The following is a 17,139-nucleotide window of genomic DNA, read 5'->3' as shown; positions in this document are numbered from 1 at the left end:
GTCGACCGGGTCGGCGCCGACGATCACTTCCTCGACCTCGGTGGCACCTCCCTGCTCGCGATGCGCGCCGCCGCCCGGCTCGCCGCGGACACCGGCGGTGAGCTCGGCATCCGGGAGATCTTCGACCATCCGGTCGTCGCCGATCTCGCCGCGCATCTCGACCAGCCCGACCGTACCGGCGCCGGGCGCGGCGCCCCGGTGGCCGGGTCGCGCCCCGACCCGGTCCCGCTGTCCCCGGCGCAGCAGCGGATGTGGTTCATCAACCAGTTCGACACCACCTCCCCGGCCTACAACATCGCCGTCGCGCTGCGCCTGAGCGGCCGGCTCGATCAGGCGGCGTTGCAGCACGCCATCGGCGACGTCGTCGCCCGGCACGAATCGCTGCGCACCCGCTATCCGCTCACCGACGACGGGCCCGTGCAGGTGGTGGTGCCCGCCGGCGCCGCCGTGCCGGATCTGGCGGTGCTCACCGTCGACGACGGCACCGACCTCGACAGCGAGCTCACCCCGATCCTCGCGGCCGGATTCGATGTGGCCACCGAGATCCCCATCCGCATCCGGGTGCTCGCCCTGGCCGAGGACGAGCACGTGCTCGTCCTCGTCGCCCACCACATCGCCGCCGACGGTTTCTCCATGGGACCGCTGGCCCGCGACGTCATCGCCGCCTACAGCGCCCGCCATGCCGGGCAGGCCCCGCACTCGGCGCCGCTGCCGGTGCAGTACGTCGACTACACCCTCTGGCAGCACCGGGTGCTCGGCGACGACACCGACCCGAGCTCCCTGGCCGCCGAACAGCTCCGGTTCTGGCGCGCAGCCCTCGCCGGCGCCCCGGAACTGCTCGAACTGCCGCTGGACCGGCCCCGCCCGGTGCAGCCGTCGCGGCGCGGCGCCCGCATCCCGTTCACCCTCGACGCGGCCGCGCACCGCCGGCTGCTCGACATCGCCCGCGCCCACGACGCGTCGGTGTTCATGCTGGTGCACGCCGCGCTGACGGTGCTGCTCGCTCGCCTGTCGGGCAGCGACGACATCGTCGTCGGCACCCCCGTCGCCGGGCGCGGTCACCGGGCCCTCGACGACCTGGTCGGCATGTTCGTCAACACCGTGGTGCTGCGGGCCCGGGTCGACGACGACGAGCCGTTCACCGCGCTGCTCGATCGCATCCGCACCGGCGACCTGACCGCCTTCGGGCACACCGAGGTGCCGTTCGAGCGGCTCGTCGAGGTCCTCGACCCGCCCCGCTCGACCGCCTACACCCCGCTGTTCCAGGTGCTGCTCGAATTCCAGGACACCGAACGCCCCGAGATCGAACTGCCCGATCTGTCGGTGCGGGTCCTCGACCTCGATCCGATGCTGGCGCTGTTCGACCTGCAGCTGTCGATCGCCGAGACCACCGACGCCGACGGTCCCGCCGGTATCCGCGCGTCGTTCACCTACGCCACCGACCTGTTCGACCCCGCCACCGTCGCCTCGTTCGCCGACCGGTTCGTGCGCATCGTCGAGGCGATCACCGCTGCCCCCGACATCGCGGTCGGCAGCATCGACATCGTCACCGACCGGGAACTGGCCGATCTGACCCCGGCGCGGGGCCTGCCACCGGTCTCCCCGCAGCTGTGGCCGGAACTGCTCACCTCGATCGCCGCGATCCTGCCCGACGCGGTCGCCCTGCGCTTCGCCGACCGGCAGGTCACCTACGCCGAACTCGACGCCTGGTCCACCCGCGTGGCGCGGCTGCTCGTCGACGAGCACCGGATCGGCCCGGAAACGGTGGTCGCGCTGGCCTTGACCCGCTCGGTCGAATCGGTCGCGGTGGTGTGGGCGGTCACCAAGACCGGCGCGGCGTTCGTGCCCGTCGACCCCGCCTACCCGCCGGAGCGGGTGAGCTACATGCTCACCGACAGCGCCGCCGCCCTCGGCATCACCACCGCCGCGCACCGCGACGCGCTGCCGGTGCAGGTGCCGTGGCTGGTGCTCGACGACGACGCCGTCGCCGCCCGGATCGCCGCGACGAGCGACGCACCCATCACCGACGCCGACCGCACCGCCGCGCTGCACTTCGACCACCCGGCCTACCTGATCTACACCTCCGGCTCCACCGGCCGCCCCAAGGGCGTGGTGGTCACCCACCGCGGCATGACCAACCTCAACGCCGAGGTGCGCAGCCACTTCACCATCACCCACCAGGCCCGCGTCTCGCACCTGGCATCGCCGAGCTTCGACGCGTCGATCTTCGAGTTCACCAAGGCGTTCTGCGCCGGCGCCACCCTGGTGGTCGTGCCGCCGGACGTCTACGGCGGCGACGAACTCGCCCGGCTGCTGCGCGAGGAGAAGGTCACCCACGCCTTCATCACCCCCACCGCGCTCGCGTCCCTCGACCCCACCGGACTCGACGACCTCGAGGTGCTCGTCGTCGCCGGCGAGGCCTGCCCACCGGAGCTGGTGGCGCGCTGGGCGCCGGGGCGGCGCATGTTCAACGGTTACGGCCCGTCCGAGGCCACCATCGAGACCAGCGTCAGCCCGCAGCTGCGGCCCGGGCACACCGTCACCATCGGCGGCCCCGCCGTCGGCTTCCACCAGACCGTCCTCGACGACCGACTGCGGCCGGTCCCCGTCGGGGTGGCCGGCGAGCTGTACATCGCCGGGCCGGGTGTGGCCCGTGGTTACCATCGCCGCCCCGACCTGACCGCCGCGCGGTTCGTCGCCGACCCCTACGGCACCCCCGGTGAACGCATGTACCGCACCGGTGACGTGGTGCGGTGGCGGCACGACGGCACCGTCGAATATCTCGGCCGCTCCGACTTCCAGGTCAAGGTGCGCGGTTTCCGCATCGAACTCGGCGAGATCGACGCCGCGCTCACCGCCCACGACGCGATCGCCTTCGCGCACACCATCGGGCACACCGCGCCCAGCGGTGACACCGTGCTCGTGTCCTACGTGCTGCCCGACACCACCGCCGGGGAGATCGATCCGCGGGCGCTGCGCGCCTGGGCCGCGGCGCGGCTGCCCGGTCACATGGTGCCCGCCGCGGTGGTGGTGCTCGACGAGCTGCCGCTGACCCCGGTCGGCAAACTCGACCGCCGCGCCCTGCCGGTGCCGGATCTGACGCGGCTCGGCGGCGACTACCGCGCCCCGAGCACCGATCTCGAGGCCACCGTCGCCGAGATCGTCGCCGAGGTCCTCGGTCACCCGCAGGTCTCCGTCGACGACAACTTCTTCGATCTCGGCGGCAACTCGCTGATCGCCACCCGCGTCGTCGCCCGCCTCAACGCCGCGCTCGGCACCGACGCCGGGGTCCGCGCCCTGTTCGAGGCGCCCACGGTGCGGGCGCTGGCCGCGCGGATCCTCGACGATCACGGTGGGCACGGGCGGGTGCCGCTGGTCGCCGCCGAGCGGCCCGAACGGTTGCCGCTGTCGCCGGCGCAGCAACGCATGTGGTTCGTCAACCAGTTCGACATCGCCTCCGCCGCCTACAACATTCCGCTCGCCATCCGCCTGTCCGGCCACCTCGACGTCGCGGCGCTCACGGCGGCGGTGCGCGACGTGCTCGACCGGCACGAGAGCCTGCGCACCTGGTATCCCGGCGACGACCAGGGTCCCCGCCAGGTCGTCGTCGACACCGACCGGGTGCTGCCGACGCTGACGGCGCGGCCGGTCACCGTCGACGAATTGCCCACCGAGCTCGGCGAGTTCGTCGGTGCGGGTTTCGACGTGGCCGCGGCGGTGCCGGTGCGGCTGCGGCTGTGGCGCCTGGACGAGCACGCCCATGTGCTGGCGGTGGTGGTGCATCACATCGCCGCGGACGGCTCGTCGATGGCGCCGCTGGCCCGCGACCTGATGCTCGCCTACACCGCCCGCACCGGCGGAGCGGACCCGGATCGGTCGCCGCTGCCGGTGCAGTACGCCGACTACGCCCTGTGGCAGCGGCGGCTGCTCGGCGATCCGGACGACCCGACCTCCCTCGCCGCCGCGCAGCTGCGGTTCTGGCGCGACACCCTCGCCGACGCCCCCGAATTGCTGCCGCTGCCCACCGACCGGCCGCGCCCCACCCAGCGCAGCTTCCACGGCGCCCTGCACCGCTTCACCGTGCCCGCCGACGTGCAGCGGCGCCTCGAGGCGCTGGCCGCCGAGCACGACACCACCGTGTTCATGGCCGTGCACGCGGCGTTCGCGGCGCTGCTGGCCCGCCTGACCGGCACGTCCGACATCGTCATCGGCTCCCCGGTCGCCGGTCGCGGCCACCGCGCCCTCGACGACCTGGTCGGCATGTTCGTCAACACCGTGGTGTTGCGCACCCCCGTCGACGGGGCGCTGTCGTTCACCGACCACCTGCACCGCACCCGCGAGATCGATCTCGCCGCCTTCGGGCACACCGAGCTGCCCTTCGAGACCCTCGTGGATGTGCTCGCCCCGGCCCGCGAGACCGACCGGTCCCCGCTGTTCCAGGTGGTTCTCGAATACGGCAACACCGAACAGGCTCACCTGGTGCTGCCCGAGCTCGAGGTCGACGCCCTCGACCCGGAGCTGCCCGTCGCCAAGTTCGACCTGCAACTGACGCTGCAGGACACCGACCCGGCCGGGGCGGGGGAGCCGGGCGGGATGCCGGCGGCGTTCACCTACGCCACCGACCTGTTCGATCCCGACACCGTCGCCTCCTTCGCGCAGCGGCTGGTGCAGCTGCTCGACGCGGTCACCGCCGACCCGCACCGCCCCATCGGCGACGTCGATCTGCTCACCGACGACGAACGCCCCGCCACCCCGGCACCGCTGCACCCGGCCACGGAGACCCTGCTCGATCTGTACACGCGCGGCGCCGGACTCGACCCGGCCGCGACCGCGGTCACCGCCCCCGACGGGTCGCTGCGCTACGACGAACTCACCGACCGGGTGCAGCGCCTGGCGCGGTTGCTCGTCGAGCACGGCGCCGGACCGGACCGGCTCGTCGCCGTCGCGTTGCCGCGCGGCACCGACCTGATCGTCGCGCTGCTCGCCGTATTGCACAGCGGCGCCGCCTATCTGCCCATCGACGTGGCGTTCCCGCCGGACCGGCTCGCGTACATGTTCGACGACGCGGCCCCGGTGTGCCTGCTCACCACCGCCGACCACGCCACCGCCCTGCCCCCGCACACCCCACCGGTCGTGGACCTGCACGACCCGGCCGTGCGCACCCGCCTCGACGAGATGCCCGGTGGCGGTGACGGATTGCCACGCGTGCACCCGGATGCGGCGGCGTACGTCATCTACACCTCCGGCTCCACCGGCCGCCCCAAGGGTGTGATGGTGCCGCACCGCACCGTCGTCACCCTGCTCACCGACACCACCGGGATGTTCGGTTTCGACGCCTCCGATGTGTGGACGTTGTTCCACTCCTACGCCTTCGACTTCTCGGTGTGGGAACTGTGGGGTGCGCTCGCCCACGGTGGTCGGCTCGTCGTCGTCGACTACCACACCGCCCGCAACCCGCAGGAGTTCCTGGCGCTGCTGCGCCGCGAACGGGTCACCGTGCTCAACCAGACCCCGACGGCCTTCTACCAGCTCATCGACGCCGACCGCGCCGCCGGCACCGACCTGCCGGCGTTGCGCTGGGTGATCTTCGGTGGGGAAGCCCTCGACTTCGGGCAGCTCGACCGCTGGTACCGGCGCCACGACGACACCGCCCCGACGCTGGTGAACATGTACGGCATCACCGAGACCACCGTGCACGTCACCACCCGCACCATCACCCGCGACCTCGCCGCCACCGCCGCGGCGAGCCTGATCGGCCCGCCGTTGCCGTCGCTGCGCCTGCACATCCTCGACAGCCGGCTGCATCCGGTGCCCACCGGGGTGATCGGCGAACTGTACGTCTCCGGCGCCCAGCTCTCCCGCGGCTATCTGCACCGCCCGGATCTGACCGCCACCCGGTTCGTCGCCGACCCGCACGGCGCCCCCGGCGACCGGCTCTACCGCACCGGGGACCTGGCGCGCCGCACCCGGGAGGGCGAGATCGAATATCTCGGCCGCGCCGACTTCCAGGTGCAGCTGCGCGGTTTCCGCATCGAGCTCGGCGAGATCGAAGCGGCGCTGCTGCGCGCCCCCGGTGTCGGCCGCGCCGTGGTCGTCGTCCACACCGACGACGCCGCCGGTACCGAACGTCTCGTCGGCTACGTGGTGCCCGAGACGGGCCACGATCTCGACGTCGACGTGGTGCTCGAGCATGCCGCCGGGGAACTCGCCGCGTACATGCTGCCGTCCACCCTGGTGGTGCTCGACACGCTGCCGGTCACCGCGACCGGCAAACTCGACCGGCGTGCGCTGCCCGCCCCCGACTTCGCCGCCCGCACCACCGTCTCCCGCGCCCCGGCGCGCGGCGCCGAAACGGTGCTGGTGGATCTGTTCGCGCAGGTCCTCGGTCTGCCGACGGTGGGGGTGGACGATTCGTTCTTCGCCCTCGGCGGCGATTCGATCATGTCCATCCAGCTGGTCTCCCGCGCGAAGGCCGCCGGCCTGGACCTGACTCCGCGTGAGGTGTTCGAACACAAGACCCCCGCCGCGCTCGCCACCGTCGTCGGCACCGCCGCCCCCGCGGAGACCCTCGCGGAGCTGCCCGGCGGTGGGGTCGGGGACATGCCGCTGCCGCCGATCGCGCACTGGATGCTCGACCGCGGCGGCAGCATCGGCCGCTACTCGCAGGCGCTGCTGCTGCGCCTGCCCACCGGCCTGGACGCGGCGACGCTGCGGGCGATCGTCACCGCCGTCCTCGACCGGCACGACATGCTGCGCGTGCACCTGCTTCCGACGCCGGACGCCCCCGGCGGACACGTGCTGCACGTACCCGCCCCGGGCAGCGTCGACGTCGACACCGTCGTCCACCGGGTGCCGGTGACCAGCGCCGCGGACAGCGACGACTTCTTCGCCCTGGCCGCCGCCGAACTCGACGCCGCCGCCGACCGACTCGACCCGCACAGCGGGCGGGTGGTGCAGCTGGTGTGGTTCGACGCCACCAGCGGCGCCGGCCGGTTGCTCATCGTCATCCACCATCTCGCCGTCGACGGGGTGTCCTGGCGCATCCTCGTCCCCGACCTGGCCGCAGCGTGGGCGGCCGCTGCGGCCGGCAGTGCTGCCATCGCCGGCACCGCCGGCAGTGCTGCCATCGCCGGCACCGCCGGCAGTGCTGCCATCGCCGGCACCGCCGGCAGTGCTGCCATCGCCGGCACCGCCGGCACCGGTGCGTTGCTGCCCTCGCACACCGGCACCAGCGTGCGCCGCTGGGCCCACGCCCTGCGCGACGCCGCCCCCGAACGCCGCACCGAACTCGACTTCTGGCGCGCAGTGCTCGACGGACCGAACCCGCCGCTCGGGCACCGCCCGTTCGATCCGGCGCGCGACACCAACGCCACCGTCACCACCGTCGCCACCGAACTGCCCACCTCGGTCACCGAGGCGCTGCTCACCGCCGTGCCCAACGCCTTCCACGGCGCCGTCGACCACGGGCTGCTCACCGCGCTCGCCCTGGCGGTGGCGGCGTGGCGCCGCGACCGCGGCCACGACCCGACCTCGCTGCTGCTCAACCTCGAAGGGCACGGCCGCGACAGCACCGCCGCCGCCGGCGCCGACCTGTCCGGCACCGTCGGCTGGTTCACCACCATCCACCCGCTGCGCCTGGACCTGACCGGCATCGACCTCGACGACGCGCTCGCCGCCGGACCGGCCGCCGGTCGCGCTGTCAAGACCGTCAAGGAACACCTCGCCGCCGTCCCCGACCACGGCACCGGCTTCGGGCTGCTGCGCTATCTCGATCCCGACACCGCTGCCGACCTGGCGCACGCGCCGGCACCGCAGGTCAGCTTCAACTATCTCGGCCGCCCCACCGCCGGGGTCACCGACACCGACACCCCCTGGCTGCCCATCGGCGGCTTCCCGCGCGGTGGGGCGCAGAGCCCGGACATGCCCGCCGCCGCGGTGCTCGACATCAACGCCGTCACCGCCGACACCCCCACCGGGCCGGTGCTGAAGGTGCACTGGTCGTATCCGGCCGGGCTGCTCGACGACGCCGACGTCACCGCCCTCGCGCACCACTTCGCCACCGCCGCCACCGCATTGACGCGGCACACCCGCAGCCCGCACGCCGGTGGCCTGACCCCCTCGGATCTGCCGCTGGTGCGACTGCACCAGGACGTCATCGAACGCCTCGAGCAGCGCTACGGGCGCCTGGACACCGTGTGGCCGACCGCGCCGCTGCAGACCGGGCTGCTCTTCCACGCACTGCTCGCCGGGGACCGCCCCGACGCGTACATCGTGCAGCTCGTGCTCGACCTGCGCGGCGAGGTCGACGCGAGCCGGATGCGTCGCTCCCTGCAGCTGCTGCTCGACCGGCATCCGGCGCTGCGCGCGGCGTTCCCCGCCGCCGGGGACGGGCACGTGCAGGTCATCCCCACCCACGTGGAGGTGCCGTTCACCGTCGCCGACACCAGCGACGACCCCGACCCGGACGACGCCGCCGCGCAGCTGCTCGCCCTCGATCGGCGCACCCGCTTCGACACCGAGACCGCGCCGCTGCTGCGCGCGACCGTCGTGCACACCGGCCCGGGCCGGCACCTGCTGGCGTTGACGAACCATCATCTGCTGCTCGACGGCTGGTCCACCCCGGTGCTGATCCGGGAACTGCTGATGCTCTACGCCACCGACGCGGACCAGCGGGCACTGCCGCCGGCGCCGCACTACGGCAGCTACCTCACCTGGCTCGCCGACCGCGACCCGCAGGCCTCCCTCGACGCCTACCGCCGCGCCCTCGCCGGGGTGGACGAGCCGACCCTGCTCGCCCCGCAGCACCGCCCCGGCACCACCGCCGGGATCTCCGAGGACCTCGACCTGGACCTGGACACCGCCCTGTCGGTGCGGCTGCACGACACCGCCACCGCCCGCGGCGTCACCGTCAACACCCTGGTGCAGACCGCCTGGGGTGTGGTGCTCGGCGCGCTCACCGGCCGCACCGATGTGGTATTCGGCGCGACCGTCTCCGGGCGGCCGCCGCAGATCCCCGGCATCGAGGGCATGGTCGGGTTGTTCATCAACACCGTCCCGGTGCGCATCACCGTGCGGCCCGGCGACACCGTCGGCGGGCTCGTCGACCGGGTGCAGGCCGAACAGGTCGCGCTGCTCGATCACCACCATCTCGACCTGGGCACCCTCGACCGGCATCTCGGGGCCGCGGTGCGGTTCGACACCCTCACCGTCTTCGAGTCGTATCCGGTCGAACGCGCCGGTCTCGACCGCGACACCGATCTCGGTGGCATGCGGGTCGCCGACATCACCGGCCGCGACGCCGCGCACTACCCGCTGTCGGTGGTCGTGCACACCGACACCGCGGTGCACCTGCGCATGAAGTATCTGCCGGAGGTCTTCGACCGCGACGCCGTCGCCGCGATCGCCGCGCGCATCACCGCCGTGCTCGACGCGCTGACCGGTGACCCGGCCGCCCCGATCACCGCGCTGCCGGCGCTCACCGCCGCCGAGCAGGCCGCGCTGCTGCCGGTGCACGGACCGGCCGGGGGCAGCGACGTCGCCCTGCCGCACCTGCTGGCCGCCACCGCCGCCGCGCACCCGGATCGGCCGGCGCTGCGCGACGGGGAGCGGGTGCTGACCTACCGCGACCTCGACGAACGTTCCACCCGGCTGGCGCGGGTGCTCCTGCGCCACGGTGCCGGCCCGGAAACCTTCGTCGCCCTCGGCATCGCTCGTTCCGTCGAGTCGGTGACCGCGATGTGGGCGATCACCAAGACCGGGGCGGCGTTCGTGCCCGTCGACCCGCGTTATCCGGCCGAACGCGTCGCGTTCATGCTCGACGACTGCGGCGCCACCGTCGGCCTGACCACCCCCGCGCACCGCGACCGGCTCCCGGACACGGTGCCGTGGCTGCTGCTCGACGACCTCGACCGCGACGCCGCGGGGGAGAGCACCGCGACGATCGACGACACCGACCGCACCCTCGCGCTGCGGCTCGATCATCCCGCCTATCTGATCTACACCTCCGGCTCGACCGGCCGCCCCAAGGGTGTGCTCACCACCCACCGCAGCCTGGAGAACTTCGCGCGCGATCAGCGCGGCCGCTTCCACGCCGGTCCCGGTGCGCGGGTCATGCACGTCTCGTCGCCGAGCTTCGACGCGTCGATCTTCGAATACCTCCTCGCGTTCGGGTCCGGTGCCGAGCTGGTGGTCGTGCCCCCGCACATCGTCGGCGGCGCCGAACTCGGTGTGCTGCTGCGCGAGCAGCGGGTCACCCACGGGTTCATCACCCCCGCCGCGCTCGCCTCCCTCGATCCGGCGGATCTGACCGCCTTCACCGATCTCGCGGTCGGTGGGGAGGCGTGGCCGGCCGACCTGCAGGCCACCTGGGCGCCCGGGCGGCGTCTCGTCGACGCCTACGGGCCCACCGAGACGACCATCATGGCCGCGATCAGCGACCCCCTGGGTGTCGACGACCCGCTGACCCTCGGTGGTCCGCTGCGCGGGGTGCACGCCGTCGTCCTCGACACCGCGCTGCGGCCGGTGCCGTTCGGCGCCGTCGGTGAGCTGTATCTGGCCGGCTGGGGCCTGGCCCGCGGCTATCACGCCCGGCCCGCGCTGACTGCCGCCCGGTTCGTCGCCGACCCCTACGGCGCCCCCGGCGAACGCATGTACCGCACCGGAGATCTCGTGCGCTGGGTCGGTGACCTCGACCGGCGGGATCTGCGCATCGAATATGTCGGGCGCAGCGACTTCCAGATCAAGATCCGCGGCTTCCGCGTCGAACTCGGCGAGATCGACGCCGTGCTCGCCGCCCACCCGGCCGTCGGGTTCGCCGCGACCGTCGCGCACCGCGCCCCGAGCGGGGAGACGGTCCTCGTCGCCCACCTGCACCCCGCGCCCGGCGCCGACCTCGACCCCGCCGCGGTGAAAACCCATGTCGCCGCGCGTCTTCCGGCACACATGGTGCCCACCGTGATCAGCGTGCTCGACGAGATCCCGCTGACCCCGGTCGGCAAACTCGACCGCGCCGCCCTGCCGGCACCGGAGCTGACCTCCGGCACCGGCGACCGCCCGGCGCCCACCGATCCGCTCGAGTCCCTCGTCGCCGACGAACTCGCCGAGATCCTCGGTCTCGACCGGCTCGACGTCGACGACAACTTCTTCGACCTCGGCGGCAATTCGCTGCTCGCCACCCGCGCCGTCGCCCGCCTCGGCGACCGGCTCGGCCGACCCGTGCCGGTACGCGCCCTGTTCGAAGCACCGACTGTCGCCGCGCTCGCCGCGCACCTCGACGACCGACCCACCACCGAGGTCGAGGAACCCGCCGCCGGCACCGTCCTCGGCCCGGTCGCCGGTCCGCGGCCCGAGCACATCCCGCTCTCCCCGGCGCAGCAGCGACTGTGGTTCATCAACCAGTTCGACCCGACCTCCGCCGCCTACAACATCCCCCTGGCCATCCGGTTGTCCGGGCATCTGTCCCCGGCCGCGCTCGGCGCCGCCCTGCACGACGTGCTGGCCCGGCACGAGAGCCTGCGCACCGTCTACCCGGCGTCGGCGGCCGGNNNGACCGCACCAGCGGATCCTCGCCGCCGCCGACGCCCCGCTGCCGCTGGACGTGGTACCCGCCGGGGAGGACACCGTGCACACCGCCATCGGCGACTTCCTCGGCGCCGGATTCGACGTCACCGTCGACATCCCGGTGCGGGCGCGGGTGTTCTCCTTCGGCCGCGACGACCATCTCGCCGTGCTGGTCGTGCACCACATCGCCGCCGACGGCGGCTCCACCGGCCCGCTCGCCCGCGACCTGATGATCGCCTACGCCGCCCGCAGCCGCGGGGAGACCCCGGCGTTCGGTCCGCTGCCGGTGCAGTACGCCGACTACACCCTGTGGCAACTCGACCGGCTCGGCGACCCGGACGGCCCCGGCACCCTCGCCGCCGACCAGACCACCTACTGGCAGCAGCGCCTCGCAGGGCTGCCGGAGGTGCTGCCGCTGCCCACCGACCGGCCCCGGCCGCCGCAGCAGTCCTTCCGCGGCGACATCACCCGCTTCACCGTCGACGCCGATCTGCTCGCCCGGCTGCAGCAACTCGCCGCCGCGCGGCACAGCACCGTGTTCATGACCGTGCACGCAGCGTTCGCGGTGCTGCTCGCGCGGCTGTCCGGCAGCGACGACATCGCCGTCGGCTCGCCGGTCGCCGGTCGCGGTCACCGCGCCCTCGACGATCTGGTGGGCATGTTCGTCAACACCGTCGTGCTGCGCACCGCGGTGCCCGCGCAAGCGTCGTTCACCGAGCTGCTCGCCGCCGTCACCGACAGCGACCTCGATGCCTTCGCGCACGCCGACCTGCCCTTCGACCGGGTCGTCGACGCGCTCGCCCCGACCCGCTCGACCGCACATTCGCCGCTGTTCCAGGTCTCGATCGAATTCCACACCGCCGAGCTGCCCGCGGTGGAGCTGCCGCACCTGAGCGTGCAGGGCGTCGCCCTCGACCCGACGGTGTGCAACTTCGACCTCGAACTGCTCGTCGGGGAGAACGCCGAGGGTGGTCTCGACGCCGCCTTCGTCTACGCCACCGACCTGTTCGACGCCGAGACGGTGCGTGGCTTCGCCGACCGGTTCGCCCGGCTGCTGCACGCGATCGCCGCCGACCCGCACCGCCCCGTCGGCGATCTCGACCTGCTCACCGCCGCCGAACACACCGCGCTGGTGCCCGCGATCGGACCGGAGGCCGAACCGGCGGTGCTGTGGCCACAGCTGCTCGACACCGCTGTTGCCGCCGCCCCGGATGCCGTCGCGGTCGTCGACGGCGACCGGCAGCTCACCTACCGCGAGCTCGACGCCCGCGCGCACCGGCTCGCGCGACACTTGCTCGACCGCGGCGCCGGACCCGAACAGGTCGTCGCCCTGGCGATCCCGCGCTCGCTCGAGTCGGTCACCGCGGTGTGGGCGACGGTGCGCAGCGGCGCGGCGTTCGTGCCGGTCGACCCCACCTACCCGGCCGACCGCATCGCCTTCATGCTCGACGACAGCGCCGCCCGTACCGGCATCACCGTCGCCGCGCACCGCGCTGCGCTGCCCGACGAGGTGGACTGGCTCGTCCTCGACGAGATCGACCTCACCGACGGGCCGGTCGCACCGATCGGCGACGCGGACCGGCCGGTGGCGCTGCGCCCGGATCATCCGGCCTACCTGATCTACACCTCCGGTTCGACCGGGCGCCCCAAGGGCGTGGCGGTCACCCACCGCGGGCTGGCCTCCCTGGCCCGGGAGGAACGCGAGCGGCTGCAGGTCACTCCTGCGGCCCGGGTGTCGCATCTGGCGTCGCCGAGCTTCGACGCGTCGATCTTCGAGCAGATGATGGCGCTGTGCGCGGCGGCGACGCTGGCGGTCGTACCGCCGCACGTCTACGGCGGCGACGACCTCGCCGCGGTGCTGCGTGCGCAGCGGGTCAGCCACGCCTTCATCACCCCCACCGCACTGGCCTCGCTGGATCCGGACACCGTCCCCGAGCTGCACACCCTGCTCGTCGCCGGCGAGGCACTGCCGCCGGAGCTGGTGGCACGCTGGGCGGCGTCGCGGCGGGTGATCGACGCCTACGGTCCCACCGAGGCGACGATCATGACCTCCCTCGGCGACCCGCTCACCGTCGGCGAGCCCGTCACCATCGGCACCCCCAGCCGCGGCTTCCGCGCACTGGTCCTCGACGGACGGCTCCAGCCCGTGCCCGTCGGGGTGGCCGGGGAACTGTATGTCGCCGGGCCGGGTCTGGCCCGCGGCTACCACGACCGGCCCGCGCTGACCGCCGCCCGGTTCGTGCCCGACCCCACCGGCACGGGGGAGCGGATGTACCGCACCGGGGATCTGGTGCGGTGGACCGCCGATCATCGCCTCGACTACGTCGGCCGCACCGACTTCCAGGTCAAGATCCGCGGCTTCCGCGTCGAGCTCGGCGAGATCGACGCGGCACTGACCGCGCACCCACAGGTGGTCTTCGCCCACACCCTCGGCCACACCGCGCCGTCCGGGCAGGCCGTGCCGGTGTCCTATCTCCGCCTCGCCCCGGACGCCGATGTCACCGCCGCCGAGGTGAAAACGTTCGTCGCGCAGCATCTTCCGCCGCACATGGTGCCGGCGGTGCTCACCGTGCTCGACGACATCCCGCTCACCCCGGCCGGCAAACTCGACCGCGCCGCGCTGCCCGCCCCGGATTTCACCGCCCCGGCCGGGGACTACCGGGCACCGCGCACCGACCTCGAAAAGCTCGTCACCGACCTGTTCGCCGAGCATCTCGGTCTCGACCGGGTCGGGGTCGACGACGACTTCTTCGATCTCGGAGGTACCTCGCTGCTGGCCACCCGATTGCTGCCGGCACTCGGGGAACGACTCGGGCGGCGGGTGCCGATCGCGTCGATCTTCACGCACCCGACCCCGGCAGAACTCGCCGCGCACCTGAGCAGCGGCGAGTCCGAGGCGAGCAGCGGGGTCGACGAGGCGTTCCGGGTGCTCGTGCCGCTGCGCCCCGGCACCGGCACCGCGCTGTTCTGCATCCATCCCGCCGCGGGGCTGGCCTGGCCGTACAGCACCCTCGCACACCGCCTCGACGACGATCGGCCCGTCTACGGACTGCAGTTGCCGGCACTGTCCGGCGGTCCGCGGCACGACACCATCACCGCGCTGGCCCGCCACTACGTGCGGGAGATCCGCCGGGTGCAGCCACACGGCCCGTACCACCTGCTCGGCTGGTCGCTCGGCGGGGTGGTCGCGCACGCCGTCGCCGTCGAACTGCGCCGCGCCGGGGCGGTCGTCGACACCCTCGCGCTGCTCGACAGCCACCTGGTGGTCGGGGCGTCCCCGGCCCTCGGCACCCGTGACATGCTGCGCGATCTCGGGCTTCCCGTCGACGACGGCGAGCCGAGCTTCGAGCACGCCGCCGCGGCGCTCGACGAGGCGTTCGGCGGCGGCACCGGATTGACCGCCGCCCACCTCGAACGGCTGCACGCCGGGTCGACCGACACCGCCCGCGCCGCGCGGCGGCACGAACCGGACACCTTCGACGGGGACGCGTTGTTCTTCACCGCGGCCCGCTCGGAGGCGCCCGTCCCGGCGGTGGCGGCCTGGCACAACGTGATCGCCGGGGAGATCCACCAGTACCGGCTCGACTGCGATCACCACGAGATGGTGAGCGCCCGGGCGGTGGAGACGATCATTGCGGTGCTCTCGGCGCGGCTGACCGAGAGCGACGCGGCGCTGCGCCGGTGGGGACGGATCGAGGTGCAGGCCGCCGGGCGCAACGGGGACCGCCGCAACTGACCCACGTCATGCACGCTATGCATGATCGAGGATGCACATTATGAGTTGGATTAACCCCCGGGGGGTCGATTCACTGAGGGCGTGACCAGCAGCCCTCCCACCGCCGACGTCGACCTGTTCGCCGACGACGTCCTCGTCGACCCCTATCCGACCTTCGCGCAGCTGCGCGAACTCGGCCCCGTGGTGTACCTGCCGCGCCACGACGTCTACGCCCTGACCCGCTACCACGTCATCCGCGGCGCCCTCGCCGACACCGCGACGTTCTCCTCCCGCGCCATCGCCTTCAACCCCGCCGCCAACGACGCCCTCCAGGGCACCTCCCTGGCCTCGGACCCGCCCGTCCACACCGAACTGCGCGCCACCCTCACCGAGAACCTCTCGCCGCGCGCGCTGCGCGGACTCAAGACCACCATCGAGACCAAGGCCGACACACTCGTCGTAGACCTCGTCACCACAGGTTCCTTCGAGGCGATCGACGCCCTCGCCCGCGCCTTCCCGCTCGAGGTCGTCGCCGATCTCATCGGCTTCACCGGCGAGGTACGCGCGAACATGCTGCGCTGGGGACAGGCCGCCATGGAGGTCCTCGGCCCGATGAACCAGCGCACCGCCGAGAACTTCCCCATCGCCGGGGAGCTGTACGCGTGGTGCTCACAGGTGCAGGCCGAGGATCTGACCCTCGGCTCGGTCGGGCGCGGCATCTTCGACGCCGAGGCGCGCGGCGCCATCCCCGCCGGCAGCGCCGGGCACATCATCCACCAGTATCTCGGGGCCGGGGTGGACACCACCATCGCCTCGATCGGCAACCTCATCGCGCTGTTCGCGGCGTTCCCCGACCAGTTCGACCTCGTGCGCGCCGATCCGACGCTGGTGCCGTCCGCCTTCGCGGAGGTGCTGCGCTACTGGGCGCCGCTGCACGCCTGGGGCCGCGCCGTCACCCGCGACATCGAGATCGACAGCCACCTGATCCCCGGCGGGTCGCAGGCGGCGGTGCTGCTCGGCTCCGGCAACCGCGACCCGCGGCACTACGACGACCCGGATTCGTTCCGGGTGGCCCGCAACCCGGTCGATCACCTGTCCTTCGGCTACGGCCCGCACGGCTGCGCCGGGCAGGGACTGGCCCGCCTCGAGGCGCACGCGATCATCGCCGCCCTGGCCCGGCACGCGCGCCGCCTCGTCGCCGCCGAGCCGATCCGGGTGCCCAGCAACACCACCCGTTCCATCGACGCCCTCGAGATCCTGGAGGTTGTGCCCGCATGAAGATCACCCTCGACCGTCCCCGCTGCGAAGGCCACGGCCTGTGCGAGGAGGCCGCACCCGAGTTGATGCATCTCGACGACGACGGCGAACTGGTCCTCGACATCGTCGAGGTGCCCGAGGGCAGCCCGCAGGCCGCGGCCGCGAGCGCCGCCGTGCGGGTGTGTCCCGTCGCCGCCCTCAAGCTCGCATGAGCACCGCAGTTCCCCCGGGCACCGTCATGGAGCGGATCGTGGTGGTCGGCAACGGCATCGCCGGGCAGACCGCCTGCGACAACCTGCGCGGCGCCGGGTTCACCGGGCAGCTGACCGTCGTCGGCGACGAACCGGTCCCCGCCTACTCGCGGCCCGCGCTGTCGAAGGCGCTGCTCACCGACGGCGGCTCCCACGAACTCGCCGCCCCCGCGCACGGCGCCACCGAACGCCTCGGCGTCGCCGCGGTCGGCCTGGACGTGGACGCACGGCTCGTGCACCTCGACGACGGCACCGCGCTGGCGTTCGACGGGCTCGTCATCGCCACCGGCGCGCGCCCCCGGCCGCTGGGGGAGGCGCTGGTGCTGCGCACCCTCGACGACGCCCTCGCCCTGCGCG

Annotated in this window: 3 protein-coding genes and 1 pseudogene; all 4 read left to right on the top strand. The window is 73.3% G+C overall.

The window, feature by feature from the left end; translation table 11 throughout:
- Window positions 1-15,295: pseudogene (locus ACLBYD_RS10020) on the top strand (amino acid adenylation domain-containing protein); the annotation flags it as partial.
- A gap of 81 nt (window positions 15,296-15,376) precedes the next feature.
- Window positions 15,377-16,552: a cytochrome P450 gene (locus ACLBYD_RS10015; protein WP_447816306.1), complete on the top strand. Its 1,176-nt coding sequence runs from the start codon at window positions 15,377-15,379 to the stop codon at window positions 16,550-16,552.
- Window positions 16,549-16,743 (top strand): ferredoxin, encoded by a 195-nt coding sequence (locus ACLBYD_RS10010; RefSeq protein WP_085470249.1) that lies wholly within the window; start codon window positions 16,549-16,551, stop codon window positions 16,741-16,743. The genes ACLBYD_RS10015 and ACLBYD_RS10010 overlap by 4 nt, the downstream gene beginning before the upstream one ends.
- On the top strand, window positions 16,740-17,139 hold a 400-nt coding region (locus tag ACLBYD_RS10005; protein WP_447816305.1), incomplete at its 3' end, for an FAD-dependent oxidoreductase. The genes ACLBYD_RS10010 and ACLBYD_RS10005, both read left to right, overlap by 4 nt.

The sequence above is a fragment of the Rhodococcus sp. C26F genome, assembly GCF_053345925.1.
Note: the sequence above shows the minus strand (reverse complement) of the source record. Positions and strands in the feature narration are given on the sequence as shown.